Here is a 17,590-nt window from a genome sequence, read left to right as displayed (position 1 = left end):
CTTCATTTATACGCAGGGCAGGGGAAGTCCTAATTTTTAGTCAATCCATGGCGGGCAGGGCGCATGCGCCCGGGTGCAGTGCCGGCGGCCGGAGGGCGGTTTGGACGAAGTAAAGAAACCGGCGGGTCAACCGCTGCTGGCGGTTTCCGGTCTCACGAAGTATTTCGGCACATTCGCCGCTTGCGACGGGATCGACCTCGAAATCGCCAGGGGTGAAATCCATGCCCTGCTTGGGGAAAACGGCGCGGGCAAATCCACTCTGGTGAAAATGCTGTTCGGCGTGCTGGAACCGTCGGCGGGCCAGATCGTCTGGCAGGGCGAACCGGTGCGCATCGAAGCGCCGGCCCATGCGCGCAAGCTCGGCATCGGCATGGTGTTTCAGCATTTCTCGCTGTTCGAGGCGCTGACGGTGGCGGAAAACATCGCGCTGTCGCTCGATCCCGGCATTTCGCTGGCCGAGATTTCCGACGAATCGCGCCGGCTTTCGGTGGAATACGGCCTGCCGCTCGACCCGCGCGCCCATGTGGCCGATCTGTCGGTCGGCGAGCGCCAGCGCATCGAGATCGTGCGGGCGCTTTTGCAGAACCCCAGCCTCATCATCCTGGACGAACCGACCTCGGTGCTGACGCCGCAGGAGGCCGACCGGCTGTTCGAGACGCTGAACAAGCTGAGGGCCGAGGGCCGCTCCGTCCTCTACATCTCCCACCGGCTGGAGGAGGTGCAGCGGATCTGCGACAAGGCCACAGTGCTGCGCCACGGCAAGGTGACCGGGGCCTGCACGCCGCGCGAGGAAACGGCGGCATCGCTGGCGCGCATGATGGTGGGCGGCGAGGTCTCCGAGATCAAGCGGCCCGAGGCCATGACCACGGGCAGGGTGCTGCTTGAGGCCAAGGGGCTGAACGCGCCATCGCGCACGCCGTTCGCAACCGCGCTGAAGGATATCTATCTCGAGGTCAAGGCCGGCGAGGTGCTGGCGATCGCGGGCGTGGCCGGCAACGGCCAGTCGGAACTGTTCGATGCGCTTTCGGGCGAATATCCCGTGACGGACGGGCAGAGCGTTCTGATCGACGGCAAGCCGGTCGGCGCGAAAGGCATCAATTTCCGCCGTGCGCTGGGTGCCGCCTTCGTGCCGGAGGAGCGCCACGGCCACGCCGCCGTCACCAGCATGCCGCTTTCCGAGAACCTGGTGCTAGCCCGCAACGAGGCGGAGGCCGGCACGTTTCTGGCCGGCGGGCCGCTGAAGATGATCCGCCGTGCGGTGGCGCGAGCGCGCACCGGCGATATCTCCAAGGTCATGGATGTTCGCAAGAGCGGCGAGGATCCGGCCGCCGGCTCGCTCTCCGGCGGCAATCTGCAGAAATTTATCGTCGGCCGCGAGCTGGACCGCAAGCCCAAGGTCATCATCGTCAACCAGCCGACCTGGGGCGTTGATGCGGGCGCCGCCGCCCATATCCGCCAGTCGCTGGTCGATCTCGCCCGCGCGGGGTCGGCGGTGCTGGTGATCTCGCAGGATCTCGACGAGATTTTCGAGATCGCCACCCGCATCGCCGTCATCTCCGAGGGCCGGCTGTCCGACAGTTATCCTGCTGAGACGATGACGCTGGAGAAGATCGGCCTGCTGATGGGCGGCGTTCATGGCGAGGAGGCGGCCGATGCGCATTGAACTCGAAAAACGCCCGGGCGCCTCGCGGCTGTTTTCGCTGCTCTCGCCGGTCATCGCCTTTGGGCTGACGGTGGTGTTCGGGGCGATCATGTTTCTGGCGCTCGGCAAGGATCCGCTGGAGGCGCTCTATCAGTTCTTCATCTGGCCGTTGTTCGATGTCTGGTCGCTGCATGAGCTGATGATCAAGGCAGCGCCGCTGATCATGATCGCGGTCGGCCTGTCGGTCTGCTACCGCTCCAATATCTGGAATATCGGCGCCGAGGGTCAGTTCACGGTCGGGGCGATCGTCGGTTCGATCGTGCCGGTCTATTTCTACCAATGGTCGTCGCCGCTGCTTTTGCCAATCATGCTGCTGATGGGCATCGCCGGCGGCGCGCTCTATGCCGGCATTCCCGCGCTGCTGAAAAACTACTTCAACACCAATGAAATCCTGACCTCGCTGATGCTGGTCTATGTCGCCCAGCTTTTTCTGGACTGGCTGGTGCGCGGCGCGTGGCGCAATCCCGAAGGCTTCAACTTCCCGCAGACCCGCGATTTTGTCGACGCGGCGATGCTGCCGGAAATGATGGCCTCCGGCCGCGCCCACTACGGCTTTGCCTTGGCCATCCTGGCAGCGCTTGCAGTGTGGTTCATGATGCGCTTCACGCTGAAGGGTTTCGAGGTCAATGTGATCGGCCAATCGCAGCGCGCGGGGCGGTTCGCGGGCTTTTCCTCGCGGCGCATGGTGTGGTTCTGCTTCCTGCTGTCCGGCGGTCTTGCGGGCCTTGCCGGCGTCAGCGAGATTTCCGGCGCGCTCGGCTATCTGCAGCCGCAGATTTCGCCGGGCTACGGCTTCACAGCGATCATCGTCGCCTTTCTCGGCCGTCTCAATCCGCTGGGCGCGATCGTTGCGGGCCTCGTTCTGGCGCTGACCTATATCGGCGGCGAAGGGGTGCAGTTCACCATGGGCGTCTCCGACAAGGTCACGCGCGTGTTCCAGGGCATGCTGCTGTTCTTCGTGCTCTCCTGCGACACGCTGATATTGTACAAGGTGCGGGTGATTTTCGGCGGCAGATCGTCCGAGGCGGCGCCCGGCCAGCCCGTTGAGGAGAAAGCGTCATGATTGTCGAAGCCATTCTGCTCACGATCATCACGGCCTCGACACCGCTGGTTCTGGCGGCAATCGGCGAACTGGTCTGCGAGCGCGCCGGCGTGCTCAATCTCGGGGTCGAGGGCATGATGGTGATGGGCGCGGTCGGCGCGTTCACCGCGGCGCATGCCACCGGCTCGCCATGGATCGGCATGCTGGCCGGTCTGATCACGGGCGCGGTGTTCTCGCTGCTGTTCGGCTTCCTGACGCTGACTCTCGTTGCCAATCAGGTGGCGACGGGTCTCGCGCTGACGATCCTGGGGCAGGGGCTTTCAGCGATGATCGGCGAAGGCCTGGTCGGCAGACCGGGCGTGAAGATGCCCTCGCTCGATATACCGGTCCTGTCCGACATCCCCGTCATCGGACCGCTGCTCTTCGATCAGGATATCTTCTTCTACCTCTCGATCGCGATCGTGGCCGGCGTTTCCTGGTTCCTGTTCAGGACCCGACGCGGACTGGTGCTGCGCTCGGTCGGCGACAATCACGGCTCTGCCCATGCGCTCGGCATCAATGTCATCGGCATCCGCTATCTCGCGGTGATGTTCGGCGGGGCCTGCGCCGGGCTTGCGGGCGCTCAGCTTTCGCTGGTCTATACCCCGCAATGGTCGGAGAATATGGCGGCCGGACGCGGCTGGATCGCGCTGGCGCTGGTCGTGTTCGCCTCCTGGCGGCCCTGGGGCGTGCTGGTCGGCGGTTATCTCTTCGGCGCGGTGACGATCGGCCAGCTTCACGCCCAGGCCTTCGGCATCGCCATCCCGTCGCAATTCCTTTCGGCGCTGCCCTATGTGGTCACCGTCCTGGTGCTCGTCATCATCTCGCAGAACCGCAGGATGACGCTCATCAATACGCCCGCTTCACTCGGGAAATCCTTTGTCCCGGATCGCTAGGCGGACTAGACTGAACCCTTCAAACCAAATGAGGTGAACGATGAAAACGCTGAACTTCGCACTGGCCGCCTCGGCGGCGATCATCGCCGGGCTTTACGCAACCGGCGCCAGCGCCCAGGAAGACGTCAAGGCCTGCTTCGTCTATGTCGGCTCGGCAACCGATGGCGGCTGGACCCAGGCCCACGACATCGCGCGGCAGGAGCTCGAGGATACGCTCGACATCGAAACCGCCTATATCGAAAACGTGCCGGAAGGCCCGGATGCCGAGCGCGCGATCGAGCGCATGGCGCGGTCCGGCTGCACCATCGTCTTCACCACCTCCTTCGGCTTCATGGAGCCGACGCTGAAGGTCGCCGCCAAATATCCGGATGTGAAGTTCGAGCATGCCACCGGCTACAAGACCGCCGACAATGTCGCGACCTACAATTCGCGCTTCTATGAAGGCCGCTACATTTCCGGCGTGATCGCCGGTTCGATCTCCGAATCGGGCATTGGCGGCTATATCGGCTCGTTCCCGATCCCGGAAGTCGTCATGGGCATCGATGCCTTCCAACTCGGCGCGCAGTCGGTCAATCCGGATTTCAAGACCAAGGTCGTCTGGGCCAATACCTGGTTTGACCCGGGCCGTGAAGCCGACGCCGCCAAGGCGCTGATCGACCAGGGCGTCGACGTTCTCGCCCAGCACACTGACACCACCGCGCCGATGCAGATCGCCGCCGAACGCGGCATCAAGGCCTTCGGTCAGGCCTCCGACATGATCGAGGCCGGACCGGAAACCCAGCTCACCGCCATCATCGACACCTGGGCGCCTTACTACATCAAGCGCGTCGAGGCCGTGCAGAACGGCACCTGGGAATCGGTGCAGAGCTGGGATGGTCTGAAGGACGGCATCCTCACCATGGCGCCCTACACCAACATGCCGGATGACGTGAAGAAACTCGCCGAAGAGACTGAAGCAAAGATCATTTCCGGCGAACTGAAGCCCTTCACCGGCCCCGTCACCCTGCAGGATGGCACGCCGTTCCTCGCCGAAGGCGAAGTAGCCGACGACGGCACGCTGCTCGGCCTCAATGTTCTGGTCGAAGGCGTCGAAGGTTCGCTGCCGAAGTCTGAATAAGGGCTCGGTCTCGGGACTGGCTTAGCAAGGGTCCGGCGTTTTCGACGCCGGGCCTTTTCTCTTTTCGAGCTGCGGCGGTGGTCAGCCGCGTGCCGCATCTTTGATCCAAAATCGCGCCACGCGTGCTTCCAAATCGCGTCGATGCGCCTTAGCCTGCGCACGTGAACGAATTTGATTGTGCACGGTTCGTACGCCCGCATACTGATCCGGAACCCGAATGCAGACTTTCAACTCCCTGATCCCCGACAACTGGCCGGCCGAGGGCTGCGCCTTTCCGGTGTCAACGATCGATATCCAGGTGGAGGCGGGCGACCGGGCCGGCATTTCCCGTTTCAACAGGCAGGTGCAGGAAAACTGGGAACGCGAGGTTTCGGCCAATCCGCATCTGTTCAATGGCCGGCTGATTACCTTGAACGCGGTGCGCCTTGAAGACGGCGCGGTGACCGCCGCCGGCCAGAACGTTCCCTACGCCTATCATCTCTGGTGGCGGCGGCAGGAGCCGCGCCCCCCGACCTTCCATTCCTTCGCCATGCCGGTGATCATCTCGGCCGATGGCGCGATCATCGCGATCCGCATGAGCCCCACCACCGCCAATGCCGGCAAGGTCTATTGCGCGTCCGGTTCGCTCGAACCCGCCGATATCGTTGACGGCCGCGTCGATATTGATGCCAATATGGCGCGCGAGGCGGCGGAGGAAACAGGGCTGCGGCTTGATGAACTTGAAACCCGGCCGGGCTATTACTGCGCGCATTTCCGCCAGGCTGTCATGTTCTACCGGTTTTTCCACGCCGCGCTTGACGCCGATGCTCTTATGGCCAATGTGCGAGAGCATATGCGCCACGACGACGAGCAGGAGATTGACGCGGTTCTGGCGATCACGCGTGAAAACCGCGACGCGTTCGACTACGCCTATTCGATGTTGCCCGTGCTCGAACTGTTTTTCGACGGCGGACTGAGGAGATGACGACACCATGCTGGATTATGTGATCTATGACGTGTTCACGGCGGAGCGCTACAAGGGCAATCCGCTTGCCGTGGTCTTCGGCGCCGACGCGCTGAGCGACGACGAAATGCAGACGATCGCCATCGAGTTCAACCTGTCGGAGACGATCTTCCTCAGCGCGCCCGAGCATGTTTCGCACTCGGCCGCGGCCCGCATTTTCACGCCCGGCGGGGAGCTGCCCTTTGCCGGCCACCCGACTGTGGGCGCGTCGATCGCGCTTGCCGAGTGTCAGCATGGCGAGGATGCGGACATCGATATGGTCACGGTGCTGGCGGAAAAGATCGGCCCCGTTCGCTGTGCCGTGAAGCTCAAGCCGGGGGCCGCGAGCTTCGCTGAATTCGACCTGCCGAAACTCTCGCGCCGGTCTGACGAGGTCATCGCGCGCGAGAAGCTTGCCGATGCGCTCGGCATTTCGCCGGCCGAAATCGGCTTCGAGAATCACGTGCCGACGATCTGGTCGGCCGGCGTTCCCTTCGCCATGATCCCGCTGCGCAATCTTTCGGTGGTGGAGAAGGTCGAATTCGATCAGCGCCAGTGGCTGTCCTTCGCGCCGCTTGTCGATGGCCTGCCTGTATGGGCCTATCCCTACACAAGAGGCGGGGTGCGCCATGACGCGCATTTCCACGTCCGCATGTTCGCCGCCGAAACGATCGAGGAGGATCCGGCGACCGGCTCGGCCGCCGCGGCCTTTTCGGGTGCGATCCAGCATTTCGACGCGCCGGGCGAGGGGTCTCACACCTTCGTCATCGAGCAGGGCGTGGAAATGGGCCGTCCGTCCTATATCCGGCTCAACCTGGAGACCGGAGCGGCCGGTGAAATAACCGCCGCGCGTATCGGCGGGCAGGCGGTCCGGGTAGCGCGCGGCACGCTGCTGTAGGGCGCCCCGACAGCCTCAAGCGACCGTTTCCCACCGATAAGTCCTTGGCCGCTCACGAAAAGCCGAAAATTTCACTTGCAGTGCTGGACAAGCCCCCGAATCCCCGTTATATGCGCCTCCAACGACGCAAACGCGCCGTTCTCGTGGGTGATTAGCTCAGTTGGTAGAGCAGCTGACTCTTAATCAGCGGGTCGTAGGTTCGAGACCTACATCACCCACCATTTTCCTCAAATAAATCATTGTGCTGCAGGACGTTATGGCTTTTCCTGCGCCCGTTTTTGTGACTTTATTTTCGCAAGATGTCACGCGGCTGCCAAACGCCTTCGCAATCCCGGCGGGCCGGGATCTACGGGAATTTTCGGCAAGCAGACCGCGAGGCACCCGCTGACTCGGCCCTTGGCGCGCGTGACGTGGTTTTCCCGTTTCCAGCTTGTCGGAAGCCGGGACGCGGTAAAATGAATATCAGCATTTGCTCCCACGCCGGACAGCAGAACGGAGAATCATGATCGAGTTCATCGGCGTTTCCCCATCCATCGTGGCACTGGTGCTCCTTGGGCTTCTGTTCGTCGCTTTCACCATCGAAAAATATCCGCCGGATATCACGGCGGTCATCGGCGCGGCGGTGTTCATTGTCCTGGGCCTTGTGCCCACCAATGATGTGATGGCCGTCTTCTCCAGTTCCGCCCCGATCACCATTGGCGCGATGTTCGTGGTTTCCGGCGCTCTGCTCAGGACGGGGGTGCTGGATGCTCTTGCCGGCTTCATCGTGGAGCGCGCCAAATCCCATCCGGTGCTTGCGATTGCGATCTTCATCGTCGTGGCGGCATCGGCATCCGCCTTCATGAACAGTACGCCGGTTGTTCTCGTGCTTATTCCGGTCGTGGTGCGCCTCGCGGCAAGCCTCGGCATGGCGCCCACCCGATTGCTGATACCGCTTTCCTATACGGCCATTCTCGGCGGCACCTGTACCTTGATTGGCACCTCGACCAACCTTCTGGTGGCCGGCGTTGCGCAGCAGAACGGCCTCGAGCCGTTTTCCATTTTCGAGATCGCGCCGGTCGGCATTATTTCGGCTCTCGTCGGCGGCGTTTCGGTTTTCGTGCTCGGGAAGTTCCTGCTTCCGCACCGCGATTCCGATCAGAACGTCGAAAACGAGGAGACGCCCTTTCTGTCCGAAGTCACCATTCTGTCCGACTATGACGGAATCGGCAAAGCACTCTCGGACGTCAGCGATTTTCAGCGCACCGGCGTCCGCGTCACCGGCATCCGGCGCGGAACAAGCATCGAGAGAAGCGGTCTGCCCGAACATGTCATCCAGCAGGGGGATGCGGTGATACTGATTGCCCCGACTTCCGAACTCCTGACCTTCGAGGAACAGGCGGGACTGCAGGTCGGCCTGCGGCGATCTGTCGGCGTGGAGCCCGATGCCGAGTTGCGCGTCGCCGAAGTGATCGTATCGCCGTCGCGCAGAAGCTCCGGCGCCAGGATTGCGGATCTGGCGCTCGGCAGGCGCGTGGGCATGCGCGTCCTCGGGGCCTACCGCGCCAGTCACGTTGCAGGGCCGGACTTGCCGAGTGTTCAGTTGCGTCCGGCCGACAAGCTGCTTCTCGAGGGTACTTCCGAGGGTTTCAGCGATCTGTCGAGGGTCGGTGACGTCGTTTCCGTGACGGAACCTGGCGGCCGCGCTTTTCGGCGGCGTCAGGCGCCGATCGCCGTTTTGACCCTGGTGGGCATCGTCGCGCTTGCCGCTTTCAACGTGATGCCCATCGGTATTTTGGCGCTGCTGGGCGTCGCCGTCATTCTCGCGCTGCGCTGCATCGACAGCGACGAGGCATGGCAGACCATTGACGGATCTATTCTGGTCCTGATCTTCGCGATGCTGATTGTCGGTTCGGGGCTGGAGAACAGCGGGGCCGTCGAACTGGTCGTGAGCATGCTGAGGCCGTGGCTGGAAAACCTTTCGCCCGTGCTCATGCTGCTCGCCGTCTATTTCGTCGGATCCATTCTGACGGAGACGGTCACCAACAACGCTGTCGCGGTTGTCTACACGCCGGTCGTCATAGCGCTCGCGAACCAGCTCGGCCTCGATCCGCGTCCCTTCGTCGTCGCCGTGATGTTTTCCGCCAGCGCGAGTTTCGCGACCCCGATCGGCTACCAGACCAACACGCTGGTCTATGGGGCCGGCAACTACCGGTTCAGCGATTTCCTCAAGATGGGCATTCCGATGAACATCATCGTCGGCCTCACGTCCGTTTTCGCGATAGGTCTCTTCTTCCCGATGTGATTGCCGCCCCCCTCCGAGAGTCACTCTTCCCAGCGTTTCTTTCTCCGCGGCGCGAGCGGTTTCAGCGGGTGGAGCGCATAGGAGGTCGGCTTTCCCAGCGCGGTGGCGACTACGCGATAGGCGCGGCGGTAGTTGAACAGACCGCCGATGAAGAACAGGACGCTGCCGACCAGATATTGCCACGCCAGGAAACCATCGAGCAGGGTTTCGTCGCGCTCGCTGGCAAGCGTCCAGAGATAGGGGATCGAAGCGACGGCAAAGAGCGCCGAGCCGACCACGAAGGTCAGCGCGGTCAGGTTCATCATCTGCAGGGTGACGAGATCGTCGGCCTGGACGATCTGGATGACGTTGATCACCGCGCCGACCACGAACAAGACGCTGCCGATGATGAAGCACCAAGCGCCGGCCTTGGGCAGATCGACGGAAGACAGGAAGAAAACGCTGCCAACCACGAACAGCACGGTTCCGAAGACATAGGTCCACGCCGCCCAGGCCTCCAGCCTGTCCCACACCGTTTCCGGGGCGTTGCGCTGCCTAGCGTAAACGAAAACCTCGATCAGATCATGGCCGGTCACGAGCAGATAGATCAGCGAGCCGAAGAAGAATATCCAGGCGCCAAGATCGGCATAGGCCGAAAGCGCGGGAAAGAAGCAGATGCTGCCGAAAATGAAGATCAGCCCACCGGCCTGATAGGCCATCGCGTTGATCGTCTCCCACCGGAAATTCTTTCGCTCCGCCGGCGTATCGGCAATCACGTCATGAAGACGCGGTCGATTGACGAACATATGCGGCATGCGGTCCCCCGAGATTGATACGCTTGGCGCTCGGCCGTGTTTTAGCGAAGCGGGGAAGGAAAATCAAAACCGGTTGAAAAACGAATGTGGTGAGAGCGCAGGGGTTCGAACCCTGGACCTACTGATTAAAAGTCAGTTGCTCTACCGGCTGAGCTACGCTCTCCCGAGCCGGATGCCCGGCTGAAAGTGGGCGGAACATAGAAAGGGTCTTTATGAAGGTCAACCCGAAATCGCGCCGCGAAAGCGATAATAGGGCGGTTTTCGGCGCGCGGAAAGGTGATTGGATTTGACCGGCCATCTGGTTTAAGACCCGCGGACGTGTTGCGCGGGCATTTACGCTGTCGCGAGCATGGGTTTCGGGCATTGCCCGCGCCCGCAATTGCAAGGTGTTGGAGCAGGTTTCTTGTCGATCGGCGATATTTCCCTTTTGAGCGCGCTTCTGGCCGGCGCGCTGTCCTTTCTCTCGCCCTGCGTGCTGCCGCTGGTGCCCCCCTATCTCTGCTACATGGCGGGGATTTCGGTCGACCAGTTGAAGGGTGGCGGCGAAGCCAAGCCGGCAAACCAGTGGGCGGTGCTGCTGCCGGCCTTCTTCTTCACGCTCGGCTTCGCGACGATCTTCGTGGCGCTCGGCGCGGGCGCGTCCAGCATCGGGCAGCTGCTGCGCCAGTATATGGATATCCTCAGCAAGGTCGGCGGCGTGATCATCATCCTGATGGGGCTGCATTTCCTGGACGTGCTTCGGATTCCGATTCTCTCACGCGAGGCGCGGTTTCACGGCGGCGGCAAGCCGGCAAGCGTGACGGGCGCCTATATCATGGGGCTTGCCTTCGCCTTTGGCTGGACGCCATGCATCGGGCCGGTTCTGGGCGCGATCCTCGCCGTGGCCGCCACCAAGGCGACGGTTTCGAACGGCGCTGTGCTGCTGGCCGTCTATTCGCTCGGTCTCGCCGTGCCGTTCTGGATCGCGGCCTATTTTTCCGGCGCCTTCATGCGGTTTCTGACGCGGTTTCGCAAACATCTGGGCGCTGTCGAGAAAATCATGGGCGTGTTGCTGATTCTCACCGGCGTCGCCTTTCTTTTCGGCTTCATTGCCGATATGGCGATCTGGTTTCAGCAGACCTTTCCGGTTCTCTCGCGTATCGGCTAACGTCGCGCTGCCCGCCACCAAGCGACCGGAGCCATGGCCGATATTCTAGCGCTGCTTTTCCCGTTTTTCGGGCTGATCGTCATCGGGTTCGGCGCGGCGAAGATCTTTCGCCATCCCGAAGAAGGCACCGCCTGGCTCAATATCTTCATCATCTATGCCGCCCTTCCGGCGCTGTTCTTCAAGCTGGTCTCGCGCACGCCGTTCGAGCAACTGACGCGGCTCGATTTCGTGTCGATCGATCTTGCGGCGACCTATTCCGTTTTTCTGTTGCTGTTTGCCATCGGCTATCTGTGGAAGAAGAACGGGGTGCGGGAAACGACCATCCAGGCCTTTGCCGGCAGCTATGGCAATATCGGCTATATGGGGCCGGGGCTTGCGCTGCTGGCGCTGGGGGAGGAGGCTGCCGTTCCGGTGGCGCTGATCATCTGCTTCGAAAACGCGGTGCATTTTATCGTCGCGCCGACGGTGATGGCGACGGCCGGCGGCGGGGGAGGGCGTTCGCTGGTGCGCCATATCGTGCTGCGGGCCCTGCTTCATCCGTTTCTGGTGGCGACGGCGCTGGGCTTTGCTGTCTCTGCATCCGGGTTTGCCGTGCCGCAGGCCTTCAACCGGCTGGTGGATTATCTTGCCCAGGCGGCCGCGCCCTGCGCGCTGTTTGCCATGGGCGTGACGCTGGCGCTGAGGCCGGTCAGGCGGGTGCCTGCGGAAATCAACTATATCGTGCCGGCAAAGCTCATCCTCCACCCGCTGGTGGTCTATCTGTTCATGACGGCGCATGGCGGGTTCGATCCGCTCTGGGTCAAGGCGGCGGTGCTGATGGCGGCGCTTCCGACGGCGACCAACGTCTTCGTCATCGCCCGCCAGTACGGCATCTGGTATGAGCGCGCCTCGGCGACGATCCTGATCTCGACAGTCGCTTCGGTGGCGACGCTCGGCGCGTTGCTGGCGCTGATCAGCGCCGATGCGATTCCGTTTTAGCTCAAGTCGGCACGAGACGGATTGTCGAACAGCCTGCCGAAACAAAAAGAACAAAGGGATCGGCGGCTCTGGATCAGATTTCTGCCTTCGCTCAGGCCTTCGTGGCTCACGCGGCAGGGGGTATCAACGCCTGCGGTTGCGCCTGTCGAGCGAGGGGAGCGACGCGTAGTATTCCCGCTTTTCATGATACATTTCCAGGTCGGCGCGCCGTACGGCGGATTCGACGCTTTCGCCGTTCTCGCAGATCGCCACGCCGACCGATACGCTGATGGGAGCATCGGCGTAGAACTGATTGTTGATACTCAGAAGCTTGTCGATCTGTTCCACCATGACCTTGACGTCGTCCTCGCCAGCACCCGGCATGAGGACGGCAAATTCGTCGCCGCCGATGCGCGCGGCGCAATGGGGAGCGCTGACGGCTTCATTCAAAACCTCGCCAAGCCGGCGCAAAAGACCGTCGCCGGCATCATGGCCAAGCGAATCGTTTGCTTCCTTCAGGCCGTTGAGATCAATGATCAGCACGCCGAGCGGCCGGAAGTTTTTGCGCTCGAGCCGGTTGATCTCCTCGGTATAGTAGGAGCGGTTGTAGAGCTTGGTCAGCACGTCGTGACGGCCGAGATATTCAAGATAGGCCTCCGCCTTCTTGCGCGCCGTGATGTCGGTCAGCGAGACCAGCACCAGCGACCAGTCGTGCTCGTGACCCGGCAGGACGGAGAAATGCAGCAGCACGTAGCGCTCGGAGCCGTCGAGGGCGTAGTTCATCACCTCATGGCTGTGGAACAGCCGCCCCTCCCACAGGTCGATGAGTTGTTCGCGGAAATGCTCCTCGACATCGTCGCGGAAGATTGCATGCTGGTTCTGCAACAGGGCCTGCCGGTCGGCGGCGCGGAACATGTCGAGCGTGGCCTGGTTGACGTCGATCACCTTGATCTCGTTCAGGCATTGACGCACGAAATCGGGGTGCACGTCCATGAACACCCTGAGATCGACGATGTGGCGCGAACGCAGGTCCTCCAAGAGGTTGCGGATACGCGAGAAGTCCTCGACCCACAGCGAGACCGGAGAATGCTCGAACAGGCCCTGGGCATAGAGCGCCTGCGCGCGTTCGCGCCGGTGGGCCGCCTCGCGCAGGGAGACGTCCTCGGTGGTGAGCAGGATCCGGTCCAGCGTTTCCTCATGGCCGGGCAGAACCTGCCCGCGAAGCTGGATATCGAGCCGCTTGCCGGAGAGCGTGTAGTTGACGGTGTTGCTGGAAAAGGAATGCGCGCCCTCGAACAGCTGGACCAACTCATTGATATGGCTTTCCAGCATGTCGTCGCGAAACACCAGATCAATGCTGGAGACCAGCTGCTCCATGTCGCTGGCTTCAAACAGGTCAAGCGTCTTGCGGTTGACCTGCAGCACCCGGATCGCCCGCGAACAGGCGGCAACGCGCGAACGGTCGGCCCTGAGAAACGCCTCGATATCCGTCACGCCGGCGGAGCGCCAACGGTCGAAAAGGCATTTGACGCCGCTGAAATCCTCGACCCACATGGCGATGGGCGCGAGTTCAAACATCTGTTCAAAAGAGCTGTCTTCCAACTTAATGCTCATCATTCGTGCGTCCCGTCAGCGAAAAATCAGGCGACCGATGCGGAACCGGAGGTGCAGTATCATGTAAGCGCAACCATCGGTTCACTCTTTTGTCCGCATCGCTGATCGCGACTCAGTATTCTCTTTTGCCGACATGGGACTATAAGGCTATCCGCCGAAATTTGCCGCCCGCAATTTTTGGGTCCCGCGTCGTTGCCGGCGCAATCGGGCCGGTTCCGTACGCAGCTTGCCTCCCCGACACGCAGGGCGGGCGACAAATGCTATTCTCACCCCAGATGTATTTGACTTGCAGAGAAACCACAACCCTCCGCACCCTTTTGCCTGCTGGCGTTTCGGCGGTCTGGTCTGCGAGGCGGCGTCATTTCAGGCATTTGTGGACATATTCGCATGCTGTCGCCGGTTTTTCGGCTTGATTTTTATTGCTCATGGGCAAAAATTGCGTAACAAGGGCACGGGCTGGTGCAACGCCGCCGGCCGGACAATCAAAGCGGAGCAAAAGCGATGTCGGCGAAGATTTACCGCCCCGCCAGATCGGCGATGCAGCAGGGCAATGCCAAGACCCATGAATGGGTGCTTGAGTTCGACCAGCAGGCGCCGCGCACGATCGATCCCTTGTTCGGTTATACCTCGTCGTCAGACACGCTGCAGCAGGTCAAGCTGCGCTTCGAGACCCAGCAGGACGCCGAGGACTATGCCCGCCGCAAGGGCATAGCCTACCGGGTCATCCCCCCGAAGGAAAAGACGGTGAAGGTGGTCTCCTATTCGGAGAACTTCAGCCCCAACCGCACCCAGCCCTGGACCCACTGATTACGGTCCGCCGCCGTCAGCGCGGCGCAAGGACTGCTTCAGGCTTGCCCTTTATGTCCTCATCAGGCATTGATACGGCCCATACCCGGCCCCTTAGCTCAGCTGGATAGAGCACCGGCCTTCTAAGCCGACGGTCGCAGGTTCGAATCCTGCAGGGGTCGCCAAGGATTTCATGTCCGGACCGAAGACATAGGTAACAGTTTGTACCTAAGACATAGGTGACAATCTCGTGCCGAACGGGTTGTCGATGGTCTAGAATGTTCCATCGCTCCAACCTAGCGAATTCTGCGCATCGTTCTTTTCGGAAGTCGATTCCGATTTTCGAGTCGATGCGCTAGGCGGCACGAAGATCGCGTAAGGATAGCGATGAACCGGTTGGTTATCGGGCTCTAATCCGAAAACTGCTCCGCCAGGATCCGTTCCGACCATGAGCGGTTGGGGTCGGAGAGCACCTTGGCACGGGCGTCGGGGTCCTGTTCGATGCGGACATGGAGCACGTGCTTGACCTCGGTATGGTCGGCGAAGGCGTTGACAAGGCGCTTTTCGGGCTCCAGCGCCACGATATCGACGACGGCGGTGTTCGGCAGCAATGCGCCGCGCCATCGCCGCGGGCGGAAGGCGCTGACCGGGGTGATGGCCAGAAGTGGCGCTTCCAGCGGAATGATCGGGCCGTGGACGGAGAGATTGTAGGCGGTCGAGCCGGCCGGCGTTGCCACCAGTATGCCGTCGCAGGCGAGCTCCGGCAGGCGCACCCTGCCATCAACGCTGACCTGCAGCTTGGCCGCCTGGTGCGATTGGCGCAGCATCGAGACCTCGTTGATCGCCAGCGCGATCGACGAGGTTCCGTCGGCATTGCGCGTGGTCATCCGCAGCGGCCGCAGCTCGTTGATGTCGGCAATCGCCAGACGGCCCAGCAGATCGACGGTCGAGTATTCATTCATCAGGAAGCCGACGGAGCCGCGGTTCATGCCGTAGACCGGGGTATCGGAGTTCATGTATTCATGCAGCGTCTGCAGCATGAAGCCATCGCCGCCGAGCGCCACGATGTAATCCGCTTCTTCCGGCGCAACATTGCCATAAAGCTGTGTCAGTTCGGCTAAGGCCACCTCGGCATCTTCGGTTCCGGAAGACAGAAAGCACAGGGCGGGTGTGGTCTTTGGCATATCGCTTTTCCGTTCGGGTTTGGCGCGGGGGCCAGATCACCCGAGCGGGCCGCGATTTGCAAGCCCCTCGCGCCGCCGATCTTCCCGGCTGCGCCAAAATAGCGGCGAAATAGATGATTTTTTCGTTTTACAGCAGGACCAAATCTGATAGTTGGCATGCCCAATGCCCTTGTAGCTCAGTTGGTAGAGCATCTGATTTGTAATCAGAGGGTCGCGGGTTCGAATCCTGCCGGGGGCACCAAGCCGCTTTCAGGGTGACCGCCAGGGCGTCGAAATCGACACGTCCGGCAGGGAGACGCCCTGGCGCCATTTTGCCCAAGCCCGGAAAAGCTTGTCAAAATGCCGAGGATATTGCAAGAAGTCGCGCCCGGCCATGACGCCGCGTTTGCGCATGTAACCCAACGGCTTTCAAGCCGATATGAAATGAAGGTATGGATATGCAGGTAACCGAAACGCTCGCCGAAGGGCTGAAGCGCGAAATCAAGATCACAGTTCCTGCGGATGATCTGAAGGCGCGCATGAACGAACGCCTGGCGGACGCCAAGGACAAGGTCCGCATCAACGGCTTCCGTCCGGGCAAGGTGCCGATGTCGCACCTCAAGAAGCTCTACGGCAAGTCGGTCATGGCGGAAATCGTCAACGAGACGCTGCAGGAAAAGCCGCAGGCCGTGATCGCCGAGCGCGGCGAGCGCGCCGCCGGCCAGCCGAAGATCGACATGACCGAGGACGAGGGCGAGGCCAACAAGGTCCTGAACGGCGAAATCGATTTCGAATTCACCGTATCCTACGAAATTCTGCCGAAGTTCGAACTGCAGCCGACCGACGGCCTGAAGGTCGAGCGCCCGGTCGTCGACATCTCCGATGAGGAAGTCGAGGAGCAGGTCAAGGCGGTTGCTGAAAACGCCCGCGAATACGAGACCAAGAAGGGCAAGGCCGCCAATGGCGACCGCGTCACCATCGATTATGTCGGCAAGATCAACGGCGAAGCCTTCGAAGGCGGCGCCGACACCGATTCGCAGCTTGTGCTCGGTTCCAACCGCTTCATCCCCGGCTTCGAAGAGCAGCTCGTCGGCGTCAAGGCCGAGGATGAAAAGCAGGTCAAGGTCACTTTCCCGGAAGACTATCCGGCCGAACATCTCGCCGGCAAGGAAGCCGTGTTCGATGTGACGGTCAAGGAAGTCGCTTCCGCCGGCGAACTCGAGATCAACGACGCGCTGGCCGAAAAGCTGGGTCTGGAATCGGCCGATCGTCTGCGTGAACTCGTGCGTGAGCAGATCGTCGGCCAGTACAACCAGTTCACCCGCCAGAAGGTCAAGCGTCAGATCCTTGATCAGCTCGACGAACAGTATTCCTTCGAGGCCCCGCAGTCGCTGGTCGATGCCGAGTTCGAAAACATCTGGCGTCAGGTCCAGGCCGATCTGGAACGTTCGGGCAAGACCTTCGAGGATGAGGACACCACGGAAGAGGAAGCCCGCGGCGAATACCGCAAGCTCGCCGAGCGCCGCGTCCGTCTCGGCCTCGTGCTTTCCGAAATCGGCGAGAAGGCCGGCGTTCAGGTTTCCGATGAGGAAATGCAGCGCGCGCTTTACGACCAGATGCGTCAGTATCCCGGTCAGGAGCAGGAAATCCTGAAGTTCTTCCGCGAAACCCCCGGCGCCCAGGCATCGCTGCGCGCGCCGATCTTCGAGGAAAAGGTGGTCGACCACCTGCTCGAAGGCATCGACGTCAAGGATGTCACGGTCTCCAAGGAAGAGCTGCTGGCGGACGACGACGACGAGGTAGCAGCGGCGACCAAGAAGGCTGAAAAGAAGCCCGCCGCCAAGAAGAAGGCTGCGCCGAAGAAGGCCGCCGCCAAGGCCGAGGATGACGCAGCTTCGGAAGAGGCTGAAAAGCCTGCCGCCAAGAAGGCGCCTGCCAAGAAGGCCGCTCCGAAGAAGGCTGCTGCTGCCAAGTCTGATGCCGACGGCGACGAGAAGCCCGCGCCGAAGAAAAAGGCTCCGGCCAAGAAGGCTGCACCGAAGAAGGCCGACGACAGCGCCGAATAAGCCTGCGGCTTTGTGGATTTCAAGCCCGCCCGGTTCGCCCGGGCGGGCTTTTTATATCCAAAATAAACCTCCACCTACGGTGGAGGACTGGACGCGTTCTACA

General features: G+C 61.7%; 14 protein-coding genes and 4 tRNA genes. 14 read left to right on the top strand and 4 right to left on the bottom strand.

From position 1 onward, the window contains the following. The first annotated feature begins 100 nt into the window (after window positions 1–100). The 8 genes from V6766_RS22710 (at window position 101) to V6766_RS22675 (ending at window position 8,960) form a co-directional block, all read left to right on the top strand. Window positions 101–1,663: an ABC transporter ATP-binding protein gene (locus V6766_RS22710; protein WP_448470467.1), complete on the top strand. Its 1,563-nt coding sequence runs from the start codon at window positions 101–103 to the stop codon at window positions 1,661–1,663. Next, window positions 1,653–2,765, top strand: coding sequence for an ABC transporter permease (locus V6766_RS22705; RefSeq protein ID WP_448470465.1), 1,113 nt, complete (start codon window positions 1,653–1,655; stop codon window positions 2,763–2,765). Before V6766_RS22710 ends, V6766_RS22705 begins: the two co-directional genes overlap by 11 nt. Next, on the top strand, window positions 2,762–3,679 hold the full coding sequence (locus V6766_RS22700) for an ABC transporter permease (protein ID WP_448470463.1): 918 nt from the start codon (window positions 2,762–2,764) through the stop codon (window positions 3,677–3,679). The genes V6766_RS22705 and V6766_RS22700 overlap by 4 nt, the downstream gene beginning before the upstream one ends. Before the next feature lie 40 nt (window positions 3,680–3,719). After that, window positions 3,720–4,796, top strand: coding sequence for a BMP family ABC transporter substrate-binding protein (locus V6766_RS22695; protein WP_448470461.1), 1,077 nt, complete (start codon window positions 3,720–3,722; stop codon window positions 4,794–4,796). 217 nt (window positions 4,797–5,013) lie between these two features. Then, window positions 5,014–5,760 (top strand): NUDIX hydrolase, encoded by a 747-nt coding sequence (locus V6766_RS22690; RefSeq protein ID WP_448470459.1) that lies wholly within the window; start codon window positions 5,014–5,016, stop codon window positions 5,758–5,760. A 7-nt stretch (window positions 5,761–5,767) separates the two neighbouring features. Further along, on the top strand, window positions 5,768–6,676 hold the full coding sequence (locus tag V6766_RS22685; RefSeq protein ID WP_448470457.1) for a PhzF family phenazine biosynthesis protein: 909 nt from the start codon (window positions 5,768–5,770) through the stop codon (window positions 6,674–6,676). A 145-nt stretch (window positions 6,677–6,821) separates the two neighbouring features. After that, window positions 6,822–6,897 (top strand) — tRNA-Lys (locus V6766_RS22680). Window positions 6,898–7,178: 281 nt separating this feature from the next. Further along, complete coding sequence (locus tag V6766_RS22675; protein ID WP_448470455.1) at window positions 7,179–8,960, top strand: SLC13 family permease; 1,782 nt, start codon at window positions 7,179–7,181, stop codon at window positions 8,958–8,960. Between the two features lie 20 nt (window positions 8,961–8,980). Here the strand turns inward: V6766_RS22675 and V6766_RS22670 are convergent, their stop codons facing one another. Then, complete coding sequence (locus V6766_RS22670; protein WP_448470453.1) at window positions 8,981–9,754, bottom strand: YrhK family protein; 774 nt, start codon at window positions 9,752–9,754, stop codon at window positions 8,981–8,983. Window positions 9,755–9,841: 87 nt separating this feature from the next. After that, window positions 9,842–9,917, bottom strand: a tRNA-Lys gene (locus V6766_RS22665). A gap of 240 nt (window positions 9,918–10,157) precedes the next feature. Between V6766_RS22665 and V6766_RS22660 the strand changes: the two genes are divergently transcribed. Continuing rightward, entirely contained in the window at window positions 10,158–10,901 is a 744-nt protein-coding gene (locus V6766_RS22660) for a cytochrome c biogenesis CcdA family protein (protein ID WP_448470451.1), read from the top strand. 33 nt (window positions 10,902–10,934) lie between these two features. After that, complete coding sequence (locus V6766_RS22655; RefSeq protein WP_448470449.1) at window positions 10,935–11,879, top strand: AEC family transporter; 945 nt, start codon at window positions 10,935–10,937, stop codon at window positions 11,877–11,879. A gap of 123 nt (window positions 11,880–12,002) precedes the next feature. Here the strand turns inward: V6766_RS22655 and V6766_RS22650 are convergent, their stop codons facing one another. After that, window positions 12,003–13,475 carry a diguanylate cyclase domain-containing protein gene (locus V6766_RS22650; RefSeq protein WP_448470447.1) on the bottom strand — a complete coding sequence of 491 codons (1,473 nt, stop codon included), beginning with the start codon at window positions 13,473–13,475 and terminating at the stop codon, window positions 12,003–12,005. Window positions 13,476–13,973: 498 nt separating this feature from the next. Between V6766_RS22650 and V6766_RS22645 the strand changes: the two genes are divergently transcribed. Then, complete coding sequence (locus tag V6766_RS22645) at window positions 13,974–14,279, top strand: ETC complex I subunit (RefSeq protein WP_018067707.1); 306 nt, start codon at window positions 13,974–13,976, stop codon at window positions 14,277–14,279. A gap of 87 nt (window positions 14,280–14,366) precedes the next feature. Continuing rightward, window positions 14,367–14,443, top strand: a tRNA-Arg gene (locus tag V6766_RS22640). 225 nt (window positions 14,444–14,668) lie between these two features. Here V6766_RS22640 and V6766_RS22635 read toward each other — a convergent pair. Further along, window positions 14,669–15,442: an NAD kinase gene (locus V6766_RS22635; protein ID WP_448470445.1), complete on the bottom strand. Its 774-nt coding sequence runs from the start codon at window positions 15,440–15,442 to the stop codon at window positions 14,669–14,671. 165 nt (window positions 15,443–15,607) lie between these two features. Between V6766_RS22635 and V6766_RS22630 the strand changes: the two genes are divergently transcribed. Beyond that, window positions 15,608–15,683 (top strand) — tRNA-Thr (locus V6766_RS22630). Window positions 15,684–15,879: 196 nt separating this feature from the next. Further along, window positions 15,880–17,487: a trigger factor gene (gene tig, locus V6766_RS22625; protein ID WP_448470517.1), complete on the top strand. Its 1,608-nt coding sequence runs from the start codon at window positions 15,880–15,882 to the stop codon at window positions 17,485–17,487. Window positions 17,488–17,590: the final 103 nt, after the last annotated feature.

Source organism: Martelella sp. AMO21009, from assembly GCF_053484295.1.
This window is presented reverse-complemented; position numbering and strand designations above follow the sequence as displayed.